Origin of the sequence: Paenibacillus sp. FSL H8-0259 (assembly GCF_037963255.1) — a bacterium.
GTDB lineage: Bacteria > Bacillota > Bacilli > Paenibacillales > Paenibacillaceae > Paenibacillus_AQ > Paenibacillus_AQ phytohabitans.
Window position 1 is genome coordinate 6,117,661 of record NZ_CP150147.1, and the last position, 16,139, is coordinate 6,133,799.

The 16,139-nt window shown below is 44.3% G+C and carries 10 protein-coding genes; 3 read left to right on the plus strand and 7 right to left on the minus strand.

All coding sequences use genetic code 11. The features are described from left to right. Window positions 1-20 precede the first annotated feature (20 nt). Complete coding sequence (locus NSU01_RS26165) at window positions 21-1,604, minus strand: hypothetical protein (protein WP_042139116.1); 1,584 nt, start codon at window positions 1,602-1,604, stop codon at window positions 21-23. A gap of 463 nt (window positions 1,605-2,067) precedes the next feature. Between NSU01_RS26165 and NSU01_RS26170 the strand changes: the two genes are divergently transcribed. Continuing rightward, window positions 2,068-2,238, plus strand: coding sequence for a tyrosine-type recombinase/integrase (locus NSU01_RS26170; RefSeq protein WP_231575437.1), 171 nt, complete (start codon window positions 2,068-2,070; stop codon window positions 2,236-2,238). Window positions 2,239-2,506: 268 nt separating this feature from the next. Here NSU01_RS26170 and NSU01_RS26175 read toward each other — a convergent pair whose 3' ends face one another. Together NSU01_RS26175 and NSU01_RS26180 are read right to left on the minus strand one after the other, a co-directional pair. After that, the gene (locus NSU01_RS26175; protein ID WP_076243837.1) at window positions 2,507-4,345 is read right to left on the minus strand and encodes a beta-glucoside-specific PTS transporter subunit IIABC; all 1,839 of its coding nucleotides are present in this window, start codon (window positions 4,343-4,345) and stop codon (window positions 2,507-2,509) included. A 59-nt stretch (window positions 4,346-4,404) separates the two neighbouring features. Then, window positions 4,405-5,997 carry a DUF5597 domain-containing protein gene (locus tag NSU01_RS26180; RefSeq protein WP_052422008.1) on the minus strand — a complete coding sequence of 531 codons (1,593 nt, stop codon included), beginning with the start codon at window positions 5,995-5,997 and terminating at the stop codon, window positions 4,405-4,407. A 137-nt stretch (window positions 5,998-6,134) separates the two neighbouring features. On the opposite strand from NSU01_RS26180, the gene NSU01_RS26185 reads away from it, so the two are divergent. Beyond that, window positions 6,135-6,965 carry an AraC family transcriptional regulator gene (locus NSU01_RS26185; RefSeq protein WP_042139120.1) on the plus strand — a complete coding sequence of 277 codons (831 nt, stop codon included), beginning with the start codon at window positions 6,135-6,137 and terminating at the stop codon, window positions 6,963-6,965. 379 nt (window positions 6,966-7,344) lie between these two features. Here the strand turns inward: NSU01_RS26185 and NSU01_RS26190 are convergent, their stop codons facing one another. From NSU01_RS26190 to NSU01_RS26200, 3 genes are all read right to left on the minus strand, one after another. Next, the gene (locus NSU01_RS26190; protein ID WP_339302353.1) at window positions 7,345-7,485 is read right to left on the minus strand and encodes a hypothetical protein; all 141 of its coding nucleotides are present in this window, start codon (window positions 7,483-7,485) and stop codon (window positions 7,345-7,347) included. Between the two features lie 731 nt (window positions 7,486-8,216). After that, a complete protein-coding gene (locus NSU01_RS26195) occupies window positions 8,217-9,110 on the minus strand; it encodes an ROK family protein (RefSeq protein WP_076243839.1) in 894 nt (297 codons plus the stop codon). Then, window positions 9,091-10,641, minus strand: coding sequence for a glycoside hydrolase family 32 protein (locus tag NSU01_RS26200; RefSeq protein WP_076243842.1), 1,551 nt, complete (start codon window positions 10,639-10,641; stop codon window positions 9,091-9,093). The genes NSU01_RS26195 and NSU01_RS26200 overlap by 20 nt, the downstream gene beginning before the upstream one ends. Before the next feature lie 627 nt (window positions 10,642-11,268). Between NSU01_RS26200 and NSU01_RS26205 the strand changes: the two genes are divergently transcribed. Continuing rightward, a complete protein-coding gene (locus NSU01_RS26205; RefSeq protein ID WP_042139124.1) occupies window positions 11,269-12,306 on the plus strand; it encodes a LacI family DNA-binding transcriptional regulator in 1,038 nt (345 codons plus the stop codon). 601 nt (window positions 12,307-12,907) lie between these two features. Here the strand turns inward: NSU01_RS26205 and NSU01_RS26210 are convergent. Further along, a complete protein-coding gene (locus tag NSU01_RS26210; RefSeq protein ID WP_076243845.1) occupies window positions 12,908-16,024 on the minus strand; it encodes an ATP-binding protein in 3,117 nt (1,038 codons plus the stop codon). Window positions 16,025-16,139 lie beyond the last annotated feature (115 nt).

Here is a 16,139-nt window from a genome sequence, read left to right on the forward strand (position 1 = left end):
CTTAACTTCCTTTAAAAGAGTTAATAGCCTGCTGAAAGAGCGAATAGATGCAAGTTCGAACAATCAGGCAGTTCGATGTACTGAATTTTCTTAAGTTTGGTCAATTTGAAATGGTAATCATAAATGAATACCTTATGATTAAGTGGCTGGATAACACCATTTTCGTTTTTGGCGCAACGGCCTGAGTAAATAGAGGACTCGCCGAACATCGGTTTTGTCGCTTCCCAGTCGGTAACTTTAACGGAAATCTGTTCAGAATCCATATCCTCGTAATGAACGATTAAGCTTTCAAAAGGACATCCCCACTCTCCGCACCCCAGAATTGACAGAAAACCCACGATTGGCTTTTCAAAATGAACAGGAATCATTTGTCCGCGACAGGAGATGTTGTCGGGCTTAAACCCGTCTGCTTCCGGAAATAAAAATTCCACTACTCCCGCTTGGATACATCTATCACCCGGTATGTCTTCGCTCAAAAAAAAATCTCCGGTACCCGTAAAATCTGCCTGATGGCCGCCGATTATTGAGCCGAATGCTGTATTATTGAACCACGGTGCCAGTTCGAACGTTTCACAATTATTGAGAGTTGGTCTCTGCTGAGGCTTTTGCCGTGTAACGTCTGGAGCATACTGCAGCACTCCTGTAATCAGATTGTATAATCGCTCTTCCAGATCGGCAGTTTCTTGCACTTTCAGGCTGATGCGTTTCAACAGACCAGATTCTTCCGCACCAGTGAAAAAAGCTTTATAAAACACACCAGTTATTATTTTCCATTTTTCAGCCAAAACTTTGAAATCACTTGCAATTTCTTTAAGCGCGTTTCTACCATGCCATTCTTGTTCAGACAAGTAGCCAAGATATACGCTGAATTTCTTCCGATTGTTGCTTATCGTATAAAGATGATTAGAGATAGGCGGACCATAGGGTGGCAGCAACGGACGATAACCGTTAAATTCTGCTTTCAAATCCAAACTGCGAATATCCTCGGCTAATTTTTTCATAGCTGAAAAAGGATGGTTTTCTCCACTTCCCCTCTCAAAGTGGTTGAGCGATTTGTTGAGCAAATCACGAACATCCGGAACAGCTTCTTTTCCGCTAATCATAAAGGTCGTAACCGGAATACGCTCCCCGACCCATTCTTTAACTGATATCTTCTCCCTCTCACATCCATACCAACTGTCTGTGCAAATAAAGCTTTGAGTCAAGGAATCCCAGCCTGTTGCAATGATAGCGTGTTCATAGGGAGTTTCATGGCGAGTGTAATTCGTATCCCAAGGTATACAGCTAGATTTCAACTCTATAACCGACGGTTTTCCAGCACGAAGCTCCTCCTGAAGCAAAGTTACTGCATCGTTTATGGGGCACGAATGAACGTGAGCACGCACACCATGGTATTGCTCAAGCATGGAAAAGCTGAAATTATTCTCGGTTTGAAGGCACTCTCCGATAGATTGGCCAGGATGACGCTCGTACCGGAAAGACCAAGAATTTGCCAGAGCGCATTCGTAGCCCCTTCCGTAGTATCTGCCAATAGAAGCATAAGAGTTTTCCAGACAATCCAGATTATCGTTTCGTTGGAACGGCACGGAAAGAATCAATAGCATCTGACCTTTCTACTAATAAATTGGTTCAAGCAAACGATTACGTAAACGTTTATATGTCTCGACGTTTTTTATTATAAATAGATCATTTAATAAAGTCTATTAAAAATTTTCAAAAATTAGGAAATTGAATTTCTATACGCCGATACCTCCTTGATTTTCCCAAGTGCGAAGTATACCATTATTTTGTGCGAAGAAGTTACTCAGCTTCCTTTTCTTATGTAAGCAACTGCTGAATTGGAGTTTATTATGGTTTTGCGTCTTGTACCAGCCTTCGAGGAATTACTGCTGCGTATTCGTGAGCTTCAAGCTCTCATTAAAGCCATATGTGGTAAATACTACTGCACTGATTACGAGAAGTATATCTAGCTGGACAAGTTGGGACAACGAGTTAACCGGGCTTTATCACACAAAACTTAACTAGATCTCTTAAAAAAATGGTTTACGTCACATTCGCTATCACGATCTGCGTCATAGTTGTGCAAGCCTCTTACTCGCTAATGGAGTCAGTATGAAAGTAATTCAGGAATGGCTGGGATACAGCAACTATTCTACAACAGCCAACATTTATTCTCACTTGGAATACAGTTCCAAAGTATCTTCAGCATCAACAATGAGTGGTGTTTTGGTCTTTTAACTAAAAAAGATCGCACTGCCCTCCATATTTCATGAGAGTCATGCGATCTCCTCCTCGTTCTCTCCTCCGGAAAAAGGAGAGAACTCGTTAAAAAGTTCTCTCCCAAGCTGTTTCAAAAACCAAGATTTTTCGAAAAAACCCTTATAAACCCTCCACTTGGAGCATGATCATTGAAGGTGTCCTCTTTATAGGCGGCAACCGCACCTCCCCACAAGAATCCTTCTGGAAATTGAAGACTCATATATCAAACCTCTCTGTTATGAATGTTCTAGCGGCGAACGAAAAGCACTGGTGTTCCTTTGTCAATATGCCCCTCTTCCTTTAAGACTTTTATTTCGCTAAAGTCACCAGAATTCGTAACTACAATCGGAGTGATAACTGAATACCCAGCCTCTTCAATGGCGTTAATATCAAATTCTAACAATAAGTCACCTAAAGCCACTTTCGCCTGTTCTTGCACAGCGGCTTTAAAATGCAGCCCCTTCAACTTGACCGTATTCAAACCTACATGAATTAGCAACTCAGCTCCGGACTCTGTTGTAATCAAAACGGCGTGCAGTGTAGGAAACAATCGGCTGACAACACCTGTTACGGGTGAGTACAGTTTCCCCTCAGTTGGTTGAATAGCAATTCCCTTACCCATTGCTTCCGATGCAAAAGCCTCATCAGGTACTTTAGATAAAGATAAGATGTTCCCATTAAGTGGGCTAAGCATCGGTTCTGCTGTTTTCACTTCAGAAAGGACTTCTTGGTTATCCTGAAGCTTTTCGCTTTTCTCATATCCGAAAACCAATACTAGCGCTGCTGCCAATATAATTGTAATAAGGAACGAGATGACGATTGGAATGATTGGAGAAAATGCAGATAAAGCGAAAATGTTGGTCAGCACGAAACCATGCATACGAGCGCCAAAGAATCCATTGATCGCACCCCCTACAGCGCCAGCGATAATGATATATGGTACGGTTCGCTTGTACCGGAGCATTATCCCGTACACAATTGGTTCCGTTACACCAGCTAAAATGCCCGAAAGTGCAGCGGGTCCTGCAGTTTGTTTCAGATCGCGGTTTTTCGTTTTCAAATAAACTCCAATGGCAAGACCGATTTGTGCCATATTCGCTGCAGCTGACATCGCCAACATGTTATCGTAACCGTTTGCAGCAATGTTTGCAAGAACAATTGGGAATAGCCCCCAATGTAAACCCAAGACAACCATAAATGTAAAGCCTGCACCAATGACTGCACCACTTAGCAGTCCACTTGTATTCATCAAGAAGGTGATAACAGAAGCAATACCATCACCTACGTATACACCAAACGGCCCAAAAACAAGTGCAGTGACTGGTACTAAGATACCGATAGACAACATTGGGACTAAAAACAAACTGAGATTTTTGTGAATAACCTTCTTCAGCCAACGTTCAAGATAAGCGAAAACAAAAATCGAGATAAAGACCGGAAAAACCTGTGAAGAATATGTCACTAGAATGACAGGAATTCCGAAGAAGTCGCTCCGGTCACCAGCTTGGCTTAGTGCCGTAAAATTCGGTTCCATTAAAGCTGCACCGATGGCCGCAGCCACATAAGGATTGGCTTTCAGTTTAATCGCAAGGGTTACAGCTACAAGTATAGGCAAGAAGTAAAAGACAGCGTTTCCTGCAGCGCTTAAAATTGCATAGGCGCCATCTTGTTCCGTTAACCATCCTAGCTTGGTCAAAATGATAATAAGCGCTTTTAGCATACCGGATCCAACGATCACCGGCAGCAGCGGAGTAAAGGTTCCTGAAATCAAATTAAATAAACCATCCAAGGATCTCATTTTCGTTTTCGTATTCTCAGTAGATTCTTGACCGCTCCGTCCGATTGACGTATTTTCCATAATCTCCTTATAGACCTCTTCGACATGGCTGCCAACCACGACCTGGAACTCACCTCCGCTTTCGACAACGCTCATAATTCCTTGCAACTTTTTAATTTCTTCTTTATTTGTGTTTTTTTCATCTTTCAAGCGAAAACGAAGACGAGTTGCACAGTGGGTAAGGTCAATTACATTATTTTCACCACCAACTTTTTCAACAATGTGACTGGCTAACGTTTTTTTGTCCATTTTAACCTCTCCTTAAACGATCTTATAAAGCGCGCCCGGGAGGGCGCGGCGTAAATTTCTCAATGAGAATACAAAGATACTTTTAACACTTGTGGCTCGCTGCCTAAAGATACGCGATATTCATCACCATTAAGTCTTCTTCCAGGTACCCAGTTTCCGTCTTCATACCAGCCCTCATCGATAGAGATAAATTCTGCACTCTTTCCCGGCTCCATGGATGTAAATTCCACGGAAAATCCATGCCCCGCAATGATGTAATCATGATCAGAAACCGCGATAATTAAACCGCCAGCTGGTGCAGATTCACTGTTCAAACGGTTCTTAAACCGCAGTTGAAAACGGTATCCACCAAGGCGAACCGCTGACGGATAGGCTGTATCCTGCAGGATACCCCGCATTTGCCGGGTACCGTAATACTGTGTAATCACCGGCGTCATATGATGCAGTAATTCATAACTCTTAGACAATAACGGCCCCACTCCAGTGCTCTCCATGACCATAAAATGATTTGGGGGTAAAAATCCCGCGCTCCATGGATCAACTCCGTTATCCATTGTTTCAATACCAAAAGGTGTATATCCCAACGCCTGATGCTCCCCAATAGCATAAAAGACGTTTGCTGCTGTTACACTATCCCGGCGTGTCTCAGGTATAAATAATGGATTGTCAGGGCGGTCATAGATTTCACAGACTTGTGCAAACTCGTTAAGATATATGTCCGGAGCGATAATATCGATATGCGGGCCACCGGCCTTCCAAATATCGATTACATTCTGGTTTGGCCCTCCGGTAGGGTATTGCCCCGGATCCTGCTCTTCGTATTGCTTCAGCCATACATTGACGAACATTGGAAGATGATATTCTGCCTTTCCTGCCGCAGCAACCTGATCAATAAAACGGGACATATGCCAAGCAGTGAAGATTTCCTCAGCAGCAGATCCAAAAAGCTGTGTCCACCCAAGCAGATCAGTCCCCTCGCTGTCCCAATGCTTTTTAAGGAAAGCATTTAAATGCTCGGCGTGATCCTTAAGATACTGAATCAACTCAGCAGGCACGTTTTCTTCAAACAATTTGTCTGCCTGAGGCGAACAATCACGTGCTGTACCGAGAAATCCAACTTCATTTTCTACTTGGATCATGATTACCGTTTGTTCCGTACTGTCAATTTGACGTATGAACCGCATTAATTCGGCAAAAGCTTTACTGTCGGCTTGGAGTGCCTCTTCGGAATGACAAGATACAATCGGCAATTTTTTTCCATTCGCCGACTGAACCCTTGGAAAGCGGAGTGTGTCGCGCTTGACCCAAGCTGGCACATACGTCGAATGAGAGTTCTTCCACATTCCGAACCAAATGAAAACAAGCTTCAGATTATGTTTCCTGGCGCCTTCAATTAAACCTTGAACCAGTGTGAAATCAAATGTTCCTTCTAACGGCTCGATGAGCTCCCAACTAACCGGTATCACAGCAGTGTTACAATTAAAATAAACTAGGCGCTCCCAGACATTTTTGTTCATATATTCGAGACTGGACGAGCTTGAATTGTGAACTTCTCCAGCCAGGGATATAAAGGGTCTTTCGTTAACGATCAGTCTGTAAGCGTCGCCACACTTATCCAGACGAGGCATTCCATTGTTGTTTATATGCGTCATACAATCCTCCTGTTTTTATTAAATAAAAATTATTTGCTAAATACATTTCATATACTCATTCTATTCACTCTTTAATTAATTGTAAATAATACATCTTTGCTTTATAATATATAAAAAAATTGCGAAAGAGGCCACTTATGAAAAGAAATGTTTTTATTCCACCACCTACGTTCAAACATCATTTGATGTATCCGGTAGTCATTGGGCATTATTACGAATTCCCCACCCATCGCGAGAACCGGGAAAGTGGTTTTTTGGCTCAATATAACCTTCATCTCGTGCTTAGGGGGAAGGGATTTGTTATTCATGAAGGAGAGCGACTTGAATTAACTGGAGGGTGTGGGTTTTTGTATCCTCCGCGAGCGGAGCAACAATACGGAACTGATGAAGACGATCCTTGGGAAATTTGTTTTGTGCATTTCAATGCTGTGGATCCGCTACTATCCATGTGGAAACTCGATAGCACAACAATCTTTAGATTCGCAGGCATTCAACAAGTACAACGGATATTCTCATCAATGTTTGAATTAATGGACACGTTCAGAACAGGTAATGAACCACACCTGTCGGCACTGGTCTACGAGCTGTTGTTATTTCTGTTAAAAAATTCGGAGTCGCTAAAACAGAACAATACCCTTGATCAAAAAGAAGTTATTCACGGAATAGCAGATAAAATTCACGACAAACCTGGTTTCCATTGGACTTCGGAACATATGGCGGAACTGTCTGGATACAGTCTGTATTATTTCATACGGCTTTTTCAGAAAATTATGGGGATGAAACCAAATGAGTATATTAAAATGAGCAGGATATCAGCCGCAAAGAACCTTTTGGTTGCCACTGACTTACCTATCTATGAAATAGCGGAGAATGTTGGATTTTCAAGCACTAGTTATTTTATTAAGGTCTTTAGAGAAGCTATCGAAACCTCCCCGCAAGTTTACCGGAATATATACAAGCAATCTTAAATGAGAAATGTCTCTTTAAAAATCGCCTTTTATGATTCTTATTTCGCTGCTCCGCATGCCGGTTATGATCTGTTAAAATTCATGCAGGAAAGCAGGCAAACGCTTAGAGTTATTTCTAAGTGTTTGCCTGCTTTTTATTATGAAGACAGACGAAAGTGAGCGAAATGATGACAGCTCCTACAAAGAAAAAGCGCCGAATAGGCGCTTGAGGAATGTTTTTATAAAGAATGAAATGGTTGGCGTTGTTCTTCATCCTAGTGCTTTTTTTTTCGTAAAATTATGTCACGGCATCGTTGGTGCTTCGCTTCGCTGCCGTCACTTACAAAAACCAGATAGAATACAATTAATAACGAAGCAGAAAATGGTCTTTCTCCATATATCATTTTCTGATTTTGCTGATGAAAAACGGATATTCAGGAAAGGCTTCGTATAAATCGTTTTGCATAATTTGATATTTAGTATGACTTATATATTCTTCCAACATTTCAAAGGGCGTATATTTTAAACCTGCCATAAACATCAAATGTCCTCCAGGCTTAATTAAACAAAAGCATGAATCCAAGCATTTCTCGAAGTCCCCGGTTTCATTAATTGCGGACCCAATTAGGGTTACAATATCGAAGGCCTCCCTTAAGCCAATATCCAAGGTAGTCGTCCCAACCTCCAGTTCCAATCCCAATATTACATACCTGAATTTCATCAAAAACATCAAATTTCTTTTTTACATAATCCCTTGATGCCAATAGGGTGTGAATGCATGTTGGAGAGGAGTTCTATTCTCTGGAATTCGGACCATTTAGTTCCAAATAATACTGATGTAATTTATCATCATCCATTTTCATTGATAAATGCTCCCATCCTTTAATTATATTTGGTTTCTTCATTTCCGTCCGCATTCAGAGCAGCCGTTCATTGACCTCATCGATCTTCTTTTCATTGTATTTGAATTCTATATCGTTTATTGGATATTCTGTCGTATAGCTTTAATCCGCTTTCAATAAGCTCTAGTCTGTCATGTTATAAATGCTTCCTTTCATTAAAAGATGCATTACCGTTGACAGAAGTTATGTATTGTCCATCAATCTGATTCTTAACTCCGTAACAAAGAATTTTTAATCGAAACAACGTGCGCACTACTATCTGTGCACACGTTGTGTGAAATGACCTTTGATAATGGATTTCTAATTATTGCTTGGTTTGATCGAATGTACTGACTTTGGGATTGAGCCTTTAAATACTCTAAACTCCCGCTTATTTTTGTACCGTTGTGTGTGATCCTAACGCTCTTATCCCAAGTGCTAATGCCCCACACAAGCCGGCATTATCGCCGAGCATAGGGGCGACAATATAATGTTCGATATCCGATACAATAGGCTTGGCACTCACGTATCCATTGAGAATGCTGCCCACCTGCGCTCGGATCATCGGGAATAACTGGACTTGCTTCATCACGCCCCCGCCGAGAATGACTTTCTTAGGGGATAACGTCAGGATGACATTCGATATGGCCTGCGCAATGTAGAACGCCTCCATCTCCCATGCCGGGTGGTCTTCCGGCAGTGTATCGCCCTTAGCCTTCCACCTGGCTTCCAGCGCCGGGCCTGCCGCCATTCCTTCCAGACAATCGCCATGATAGGGACAATTGCCACCAAAATCATCGTTCGGATGCCGCCTTGTGAGGATATGTCCACCCTCTGGATGAACAAGTCCATGTACCAGGTTACCTTCGGTATAAACGCCGACTCCTACGCCAGTCCCGATCGTATAGTAGACACAACTGTTCAATCCTTGTGCTGCACCCCATGTGGCTTCGCCCAACGCGGCAGCATTGACGTCCGTATCACAACCGACCTGAACATCGAAGACCGATTTTAGCGTACCCACGAAATTATATCCGGACCAGCCAGGTTTTGGCGTTGTCGTCACATAACCGTAAGTCGGACTGGAGTGTTCGAGGTCGATCGGACCAAACGATCCGATCCCTATGCTATCGACTCTCTTATCCCGGAAGTAGGCGATGACATTCTCCATCGTCTCTTCGGGTCGCCGCGTTGGAAAATGAACCCGATCCTCAATCTCCCCTAATTCATTCCCGACACCACATACAAACTTTGTTCCGCCTGCTTCAATTGCCCCGATACGCATGTGCTTCCTCCTTGATCTCATCTCTCCATATGCTTCCCAGCTCATTGATTTGAAGCGACACCAGCTTTGCGTTTCCGCCTACCGTGTAAAGCTCAAGTCCGTTGCTTGCGGAAGCGGGGAAAATCATGTCCGAGATGACCGCTGTACCCTCACCACCGAACACTTCAATCGACGACCAATCCATGAAGATTGACATGCGTACACGGTTATCAACAGGCAGCAGCGGTGCCTGGTGCTTAGCTGCGAAGTCCGGATGGAAATTCGTAGTGCCTGATTTCGTGCGATCGACAAACAACTCCATGTTTAGGGTATCGTACCCGACCACCGTTTCTTCATCTGCAGACTTTCTAACCTTCATTCCGAACTCCGTTGCGGTTCCAATTTCGAATTCCGCGATCAATTCCGCTTTATCAATGGTGATGTCCGCCAGCGGATTCGTACCCGGAACCAAGGTTACATTCTCCAGAGCCATAAGCGGTGAACCTATCCTTCTCAATTCTTCTACCGGTTCTTGCACCAGACGAAGGCCTTCCCGATAGGTTCTCAACTTCAGCTCTCGTGGAATGGATGCATTTCCCCGCCACTTGTCAGTCGGAAGCGTCCCGGCATACCGCCAGTTGTTCATCCAACCGATCCAGAGTTTGCGGCCGTCTCCTTCCGGTATATCGCTCCAGGTGACGGCCGCATAGAAATCAGACCCGAAATCAATCCATTTCACATCATGAATCGAAAGAATAGGCTCGTCCGGTGTAAATGTCTTACCATCGAAGCTACCGACGAAGTACATCATACCGGAGCCCCCTGCCGGTGGTTCAGGCTCATTCGGGTTCACTCCATTACAATCGCCCACACTTAGAATGAGCACCCACTTCTTCTGATTGGGATCACCATCGACATGAATCGAGAATAGATCCGGACATTCATAAACGCCACGATGTGTTCCGATGACGTCAGCGCCAAATGCACTAGCAAATGTCCATTCCTTCAAATTTGGAGAAGTGTAGAATTCCACACGGTCTTGAACAGCCAGAGTCATAATCCAATTGGATGTATCATCATGCCAGAATACCTTCGGATCGCGGAAATCAAGCGTCGTCTCCGGAAACAAGACCGGGTTCCCTTCATATTTCGTCCAAGTCCGTCCCTTGTCTATGCTGTAGGCGATGCTTTGAACCTGCGGCTTACCTGGTTGCACCTTGTTGTCGTTATTCGTATAGATCGCCACAAGCCCTGACCCGTCCTCATCAAAAAAACCACTTGTGTTCTGTGTATCGACTATCGCGCTTCCAGAGAAAATTGCACCGTCCTCACCTGGCGGCAAGGATGGTTCAAGCTCCTCCCAATGGACCAGATCGGAGCTTACCGCATGCCCCCAATGCATTCTCCCGAAATCGGGTTGGCTTGCGAACGGAGTGTGCTGATAAAAGAGGTGGTACTCATTCTCGTAATACACCAGTCCGTTCGGATCATTCATCCAGTTTTTTTGTGGCGAATAATGATACTGCGGACGGAACTTCTCTGTATAATTCATGTTTCTCCCACTCCTCCAGAATAATAATAATAGTAGTTGGAGCATGGCCTGCTACAGCATGAACTCACGCTCCGACGGTATGCATTATAATGTAAGTTTCTCCATAAGTCCTGTACGATTCCGGGCTTCCGGTCTTTTATTTTGTGTGATTCCAGAAGTTTGTTGCAAGGTCTCCTTCCTTTAATACTCATTTGTAAAAAATAAATGTGATTTTGGATACTTATTGCACGAAAGTAAGTGCTTCCATTAAGTACTGCCAACGGCTTAATAAATTTAACTTACAACATCACGATTACTTCGTCAAGAATTTTTATGACTATAAAAGTAAACATATGCACACCAACAAAAACACAATTTCATTTTAATAACGATTATTCATTGATTTTTCAGCTTTCAACAACGAAATGATAGTTTTCTCTTACGAAAAAGCCATAACAAAGTGAATGAACACCGTCCATTCCTCTTGTTCATTTGTTTACTTTTGCACAAAATAAAAACCTTATTAATCTTTCTTTTTACTTTTAATCCAATTGTTCATTTGTAACAATTAAGTTGACAATTACATTAATTTGTACTACGATTATTTTGGTCGAGAACGCATTACTTCTGCTAAAGGAGCCATTATCTTTGAACAAAGAAAAAGTAACCATTCAAGATATAGCCGATTCGCTTGGACTTTCTAGGAATACGGTATCCAAAGCATTAAATAATAATCCCTCTATACCGGATGAGACACGCAGCAAAGTGGTTAGGAAAGCTATCGATATGAATTACAAGCAGTTCGCCTTGTTCGAACAAGAAGTCACACCTGCCAAAAGAACCGGTAATATTGCCCTGCTTACAGCAAATATGCCGAACAATTCACATTTTGGCACATCACTGCTAAGCGGCCTCGAACAAAAAATCAGCTCCGAAGGCTTTAATTTGTCGATACATATCGTTCGAGAGAATGAACTCGATTCGTCGGCTCTTCCTGTCAATTTCGACAAAAGTAAAGTAGATGGCATTGTCTGTATCGAATTGTTCGACAAGAGCTACTCGGAGTTTATTACGTCATTCGGGATCCCGACCTTATTCATTGACGCTTCAGCAGAACTGACGTTTTCTGAGATGAAGGCAGATCTACTGCTGATGGAGAACATTCACAGTACTTTCAGTCTAACGAAGAAGCTCATTGATGAAGGAATTACGGAGATCGGGTTTATCGGCGATTCCCGCCATTGCATGAGCTTCAACGAGCGTTGGGACGGGTTCACCAAAGCCATGTATGCCGCCCGGATTGATCTTGATGAATCCTTCTGCATTCTCGAAGACGACCGGCATATCGATGACTATAAGTGGCTTAAGCAGCGACTAGCAAGCATGACTAATCTTCCACCCGCGTTCGTATGCGCCAATGACTTCATCGCTATTAATGTCATTCGTATCTTAAAGGACCTAAATATTCAAATTCCTGGTGAGGTTAGGGTCTGCGGATTCGATAATTCCCCGGAGTCGCGAATCGTGGAACCCCACTTGACCACCGTTCATATCCACCGATCCGAAATGGGCTTCCTTGCCGCCGAGATGCTCCTTTCCAAAATCGAAAATCCCGGCAGACCTCCACTGGTTACGCATGTGAAGACCATGCCGGTTTTCCGTCAATCGACGGGTCATGTGGAGTAGACAGTATGGTGATGTGAGACAACTCAGCTGATGCTGACATCGGAACCCCTGCGCTGATGGCTGATCATCTTGAATAAATGATAGAATCTAGAGGCCACTGAAAAACCAGTTTTTCGTGGTAAAAACAAGTACATGTATCAAAAAGAGGACGGCTTATTCTGAATTCACAGAATAAGCCGTCCTCTTTATCTTGAGATTTATGGATATCACAGTGCATAATGATTTATCAGTAGAGTGTCGAGAAATTGCCTATGAAGATCCTGATGATTCGTATGGTGACAAAGGTGAGCATGGACTAATGGCTTTACTTTTATTATCCCATGAGCCTTTTGAATATAAAGGAATAAAGATTTCGCCATGCGCAAGCATCCTAGCTACAATAGTGGCTTGGACCCCTCTCTTGGTTGGACTTGCACTACTAGATAATGCGTGCCTCTGGGCACGCCTCCAAAATAAAGAGCTGTCCCAAGCAGCCATTTCATGGCTTTTGGGACAGCCCCTTTTTTTATAGGAACTAAGCATTGAAGCTTGTATCTAATCCAGCTGAATTTCATTGTTATTTTCCAAGATGCTTTTTTTGCCGATGCGCATCGGCGAGCCGCTAATTCAGGCGGTTCACCACATGATTCGGCACAGCAAAGGCGACTATCGTCCCTTGACCCGGATCACTCTGAATGTGTAGCCCTTTCCCATATAATTGTTTCAACCGTTGATTAATATTGAATAAACCAACTCCCTGCCTTTGGTTCGAACGTTTGTCGAATAGTTGTTGCAGCGTTTTTGTATCCATTCCCACGCCGTTATCGGCAACGGTTACTTCTGTACGATCCTCATATTGGGCGATGTGAATATGAATCATTCCGCCCGACGAACGACTCATGATGCCGTGCCGCACTGCATTTTCGACAAGTGGTTGAATGGAAAGCGGGGGAAGCCTTAGCTCCATGTTCGCTTCGACTTCCCAAACTGTATTCAGCCTGCCTTCGAACCGTTCATTCTCTATATATAAATAAGAACGTACGAGAGCGAGCTCCTGTCCAAGCGGAACAAGCAGCTCGGAATTTTGAAAGTTGAAACTGGCCCGTAGATAATTACTGAACTCGTCAAGCAGTAGATGCATTCTGTTCAGATTGATGTCGCTAAGCGCAGCTATCGCATTGAGGGTGTTGAATAAAAAGTGCGGTTGTATTTGCGCCTGCAACCACGCTGCTTCCATACGCAGACGTTCGCGCACGGAACGGTTCAAATCCGTTAATGCCCGTACCCGAACCTTTAACTCCATCGCATCCACAGGCTTCACAATGTAATCGTTAGCCCCTGCCAAAAAACCGGCGGCGATATCCTCAGGCTTGTTGCGCGCGGTCAGAAGCAGAACGGGCAGTTCCGAGCTCGAATAGCGCTCACGAATCGCTCTCGTTAACTCGTACCCCGACATATGAGGCATCATGACGTCAGTAATAACAAGATCCCATACTCTCGTACTCAGATGAGACAAGGCATCATTTCCGCTCGTAACCGAAATGATGTCGAAAGATTCCCCAGTCAGAATGTTCTCCAGTATTTTCAAGTTGAGCGGATCATCGTCCACAGCCAATACCGAAGGACGCACCGATCTCCCCACAACAGCAGAATCGTCATCCATACCGTAACGGATGTTCAAGTCGGCAGCGGCGGCGGTTTCCTCATAGACAGGCGGCAGGCCGGCTGCAAAATCCGCTTCCCGTTGAACGGGCGAATCGGACAGCGCCAAAGCAAAGGTGAATACCGAACCTTGGGTAGAGGCAGATGTCACTTCCAACGTTTCGCCGTGCAGCTCTACTAACTGCTTGCAAATGCCGAGGCCCAGTCCGATACCGCCCCCGGGCGACGCCGTAATGCCAGAGTCCCCTTGCTCGTAAGGGTTGAAGATTCTTTGCAGCATTTCTTCGTCCATGCCGACGCCCGTATCCGCAACGCTAATGTACGCCTTCCCGTCTTGTGCGGTCACCCGGATGGCGACAGTTCCCTCGTTGGTAAATTTGATTGCATTGTGAACGAGATTAAACAAAATTTGAATGAGCCGGTTTTCGTCTGCCATCACAGGAGGAAACTCGTTCGGAACCTCATTAACCAGCCGGATCGGTTTACTATCAGTCATGAAGCGAAGCATGTCGAATACGCCGGAAGCGACCGCCTGCACCTGAACGGTCTGCACATGCAGGCGGATGTTCCCCTCCTTGAGACGAGTCAAATCAAGCAGGTCATTTAACATAAACGACATGCGCCGGCCGACTGTTATCACCAGCTCCAAATTTTGAACACTCTCGCCGCTCAACGAATGTTTTTCGCTGTCAAGGACGGTTTGCGCCATATTTAGCATCCCGTGCAAGGGATTTCGCAATTCATGGGATGTGTTCGCCAGAAAATCGTCCTTCTGCTTGTCTGCCACTCTTAACTGCTCATTTAGTTTGGCGTTTTCTTGGGAATTACGGAAGTACTGCTTAAACCAGTAAGCGGAAAAACTGATGATAGCCACCAGCACGTCAAACGGGAAATAAATGTTTATTACTTCCAAGTGAGCATTAATTAATCCCCATGCGGAGCTGGATAATATACTCATAGTGGCAAGCAGCAGGAAGGGGGCACCTGGCTGATTTCTGGCTATAAGTTTGCCAATCAGATAGATAACCCAGGCCATTGGAAACCAATAAAGCAGCCTGAATAATTTAAATTCGATTAAATAGTAAATGAGCGGAGGCGGCATGACCAACACAAATCCTGAATACAAAGCCAGAACAATGGCGTACGTACGGAACAAAACCGTGTTTGTACGGAGCTTGACAAATATTCTGGTAATCAGCAGGAAAAAAAAGGGGACCAACGTGTACGAGAGCATCTTAATTTTCAGTGCCCATGCATAGTTGATGAAAGGCATACCTACCAGCAGCAGGCTGTCGTTATCAGACACAATTGTAAGCCCGGCGGTCAAAAGCAGCATGAAAAAGGCAAGCAACCCTTTTTGCCAACTGAACAGGTATAGCATCACGGCGTACAAGCCAAGAAACATCAGTAACACGAAGGTCACAATCTGAAAGCCAATGGAGATCCATCGTTCAGTATTGATGGCCGTATCCGCCCCGAATCGGATGGCTCTGACAATGCCGCCATTAAACGGATTATCAAAATTGGCCACGCGTACAAGCAGCTCGATCTCATTCACCCCATTTGCCTTATAAAGCGGGGTATAAGAAATCCGGCGGGGCTTATATGTATTCGCTTGCTCAGCCGGTTGGCCGACTCCTGCTATCTGACCATTGAATTCAACAACGGAAGAGGCTTGAATTTCCTGAATCCAGAATTTGAAGGACTGTTGCGGCAAAGGGTCAATCAGAATGCGCAGCCGGTACGTACCGTAACCGAACGACGACTTTGAGCCTGCCGGTAAAGCACTTCGCCAATCTCCCGGAACCATGATATTACGCTTGTCCAGGGATATCCAATCCTTGTTTTCATGCGTGACGAATGCTTCCGGATAAAAATCCCACTCGCCATTCAGTGTAATGGAACGGGAGCTCGCGAAGTCCCAGCCGCGCAGATCGAGCACGCCTTGAACCGCACGAGGATGTTCAGGCGTAAGAAAAAAACCGGACCAAATCCACCGGACACCGAGAAGTATCGAGAGAAACAGGATGAACATCACAGCATACTTCAGGGCGGTTTTGTTTTTTATCCAAATCATACAGGGCTCACTCCCAACGTTTCGCCGTTCAGTTCTGCCAAATGCTTGAACATGCTAAGCACACATCCGGCAGCTTTCATAATTCGACAAGAACAGCGGGAATCCCTTGTTTCAT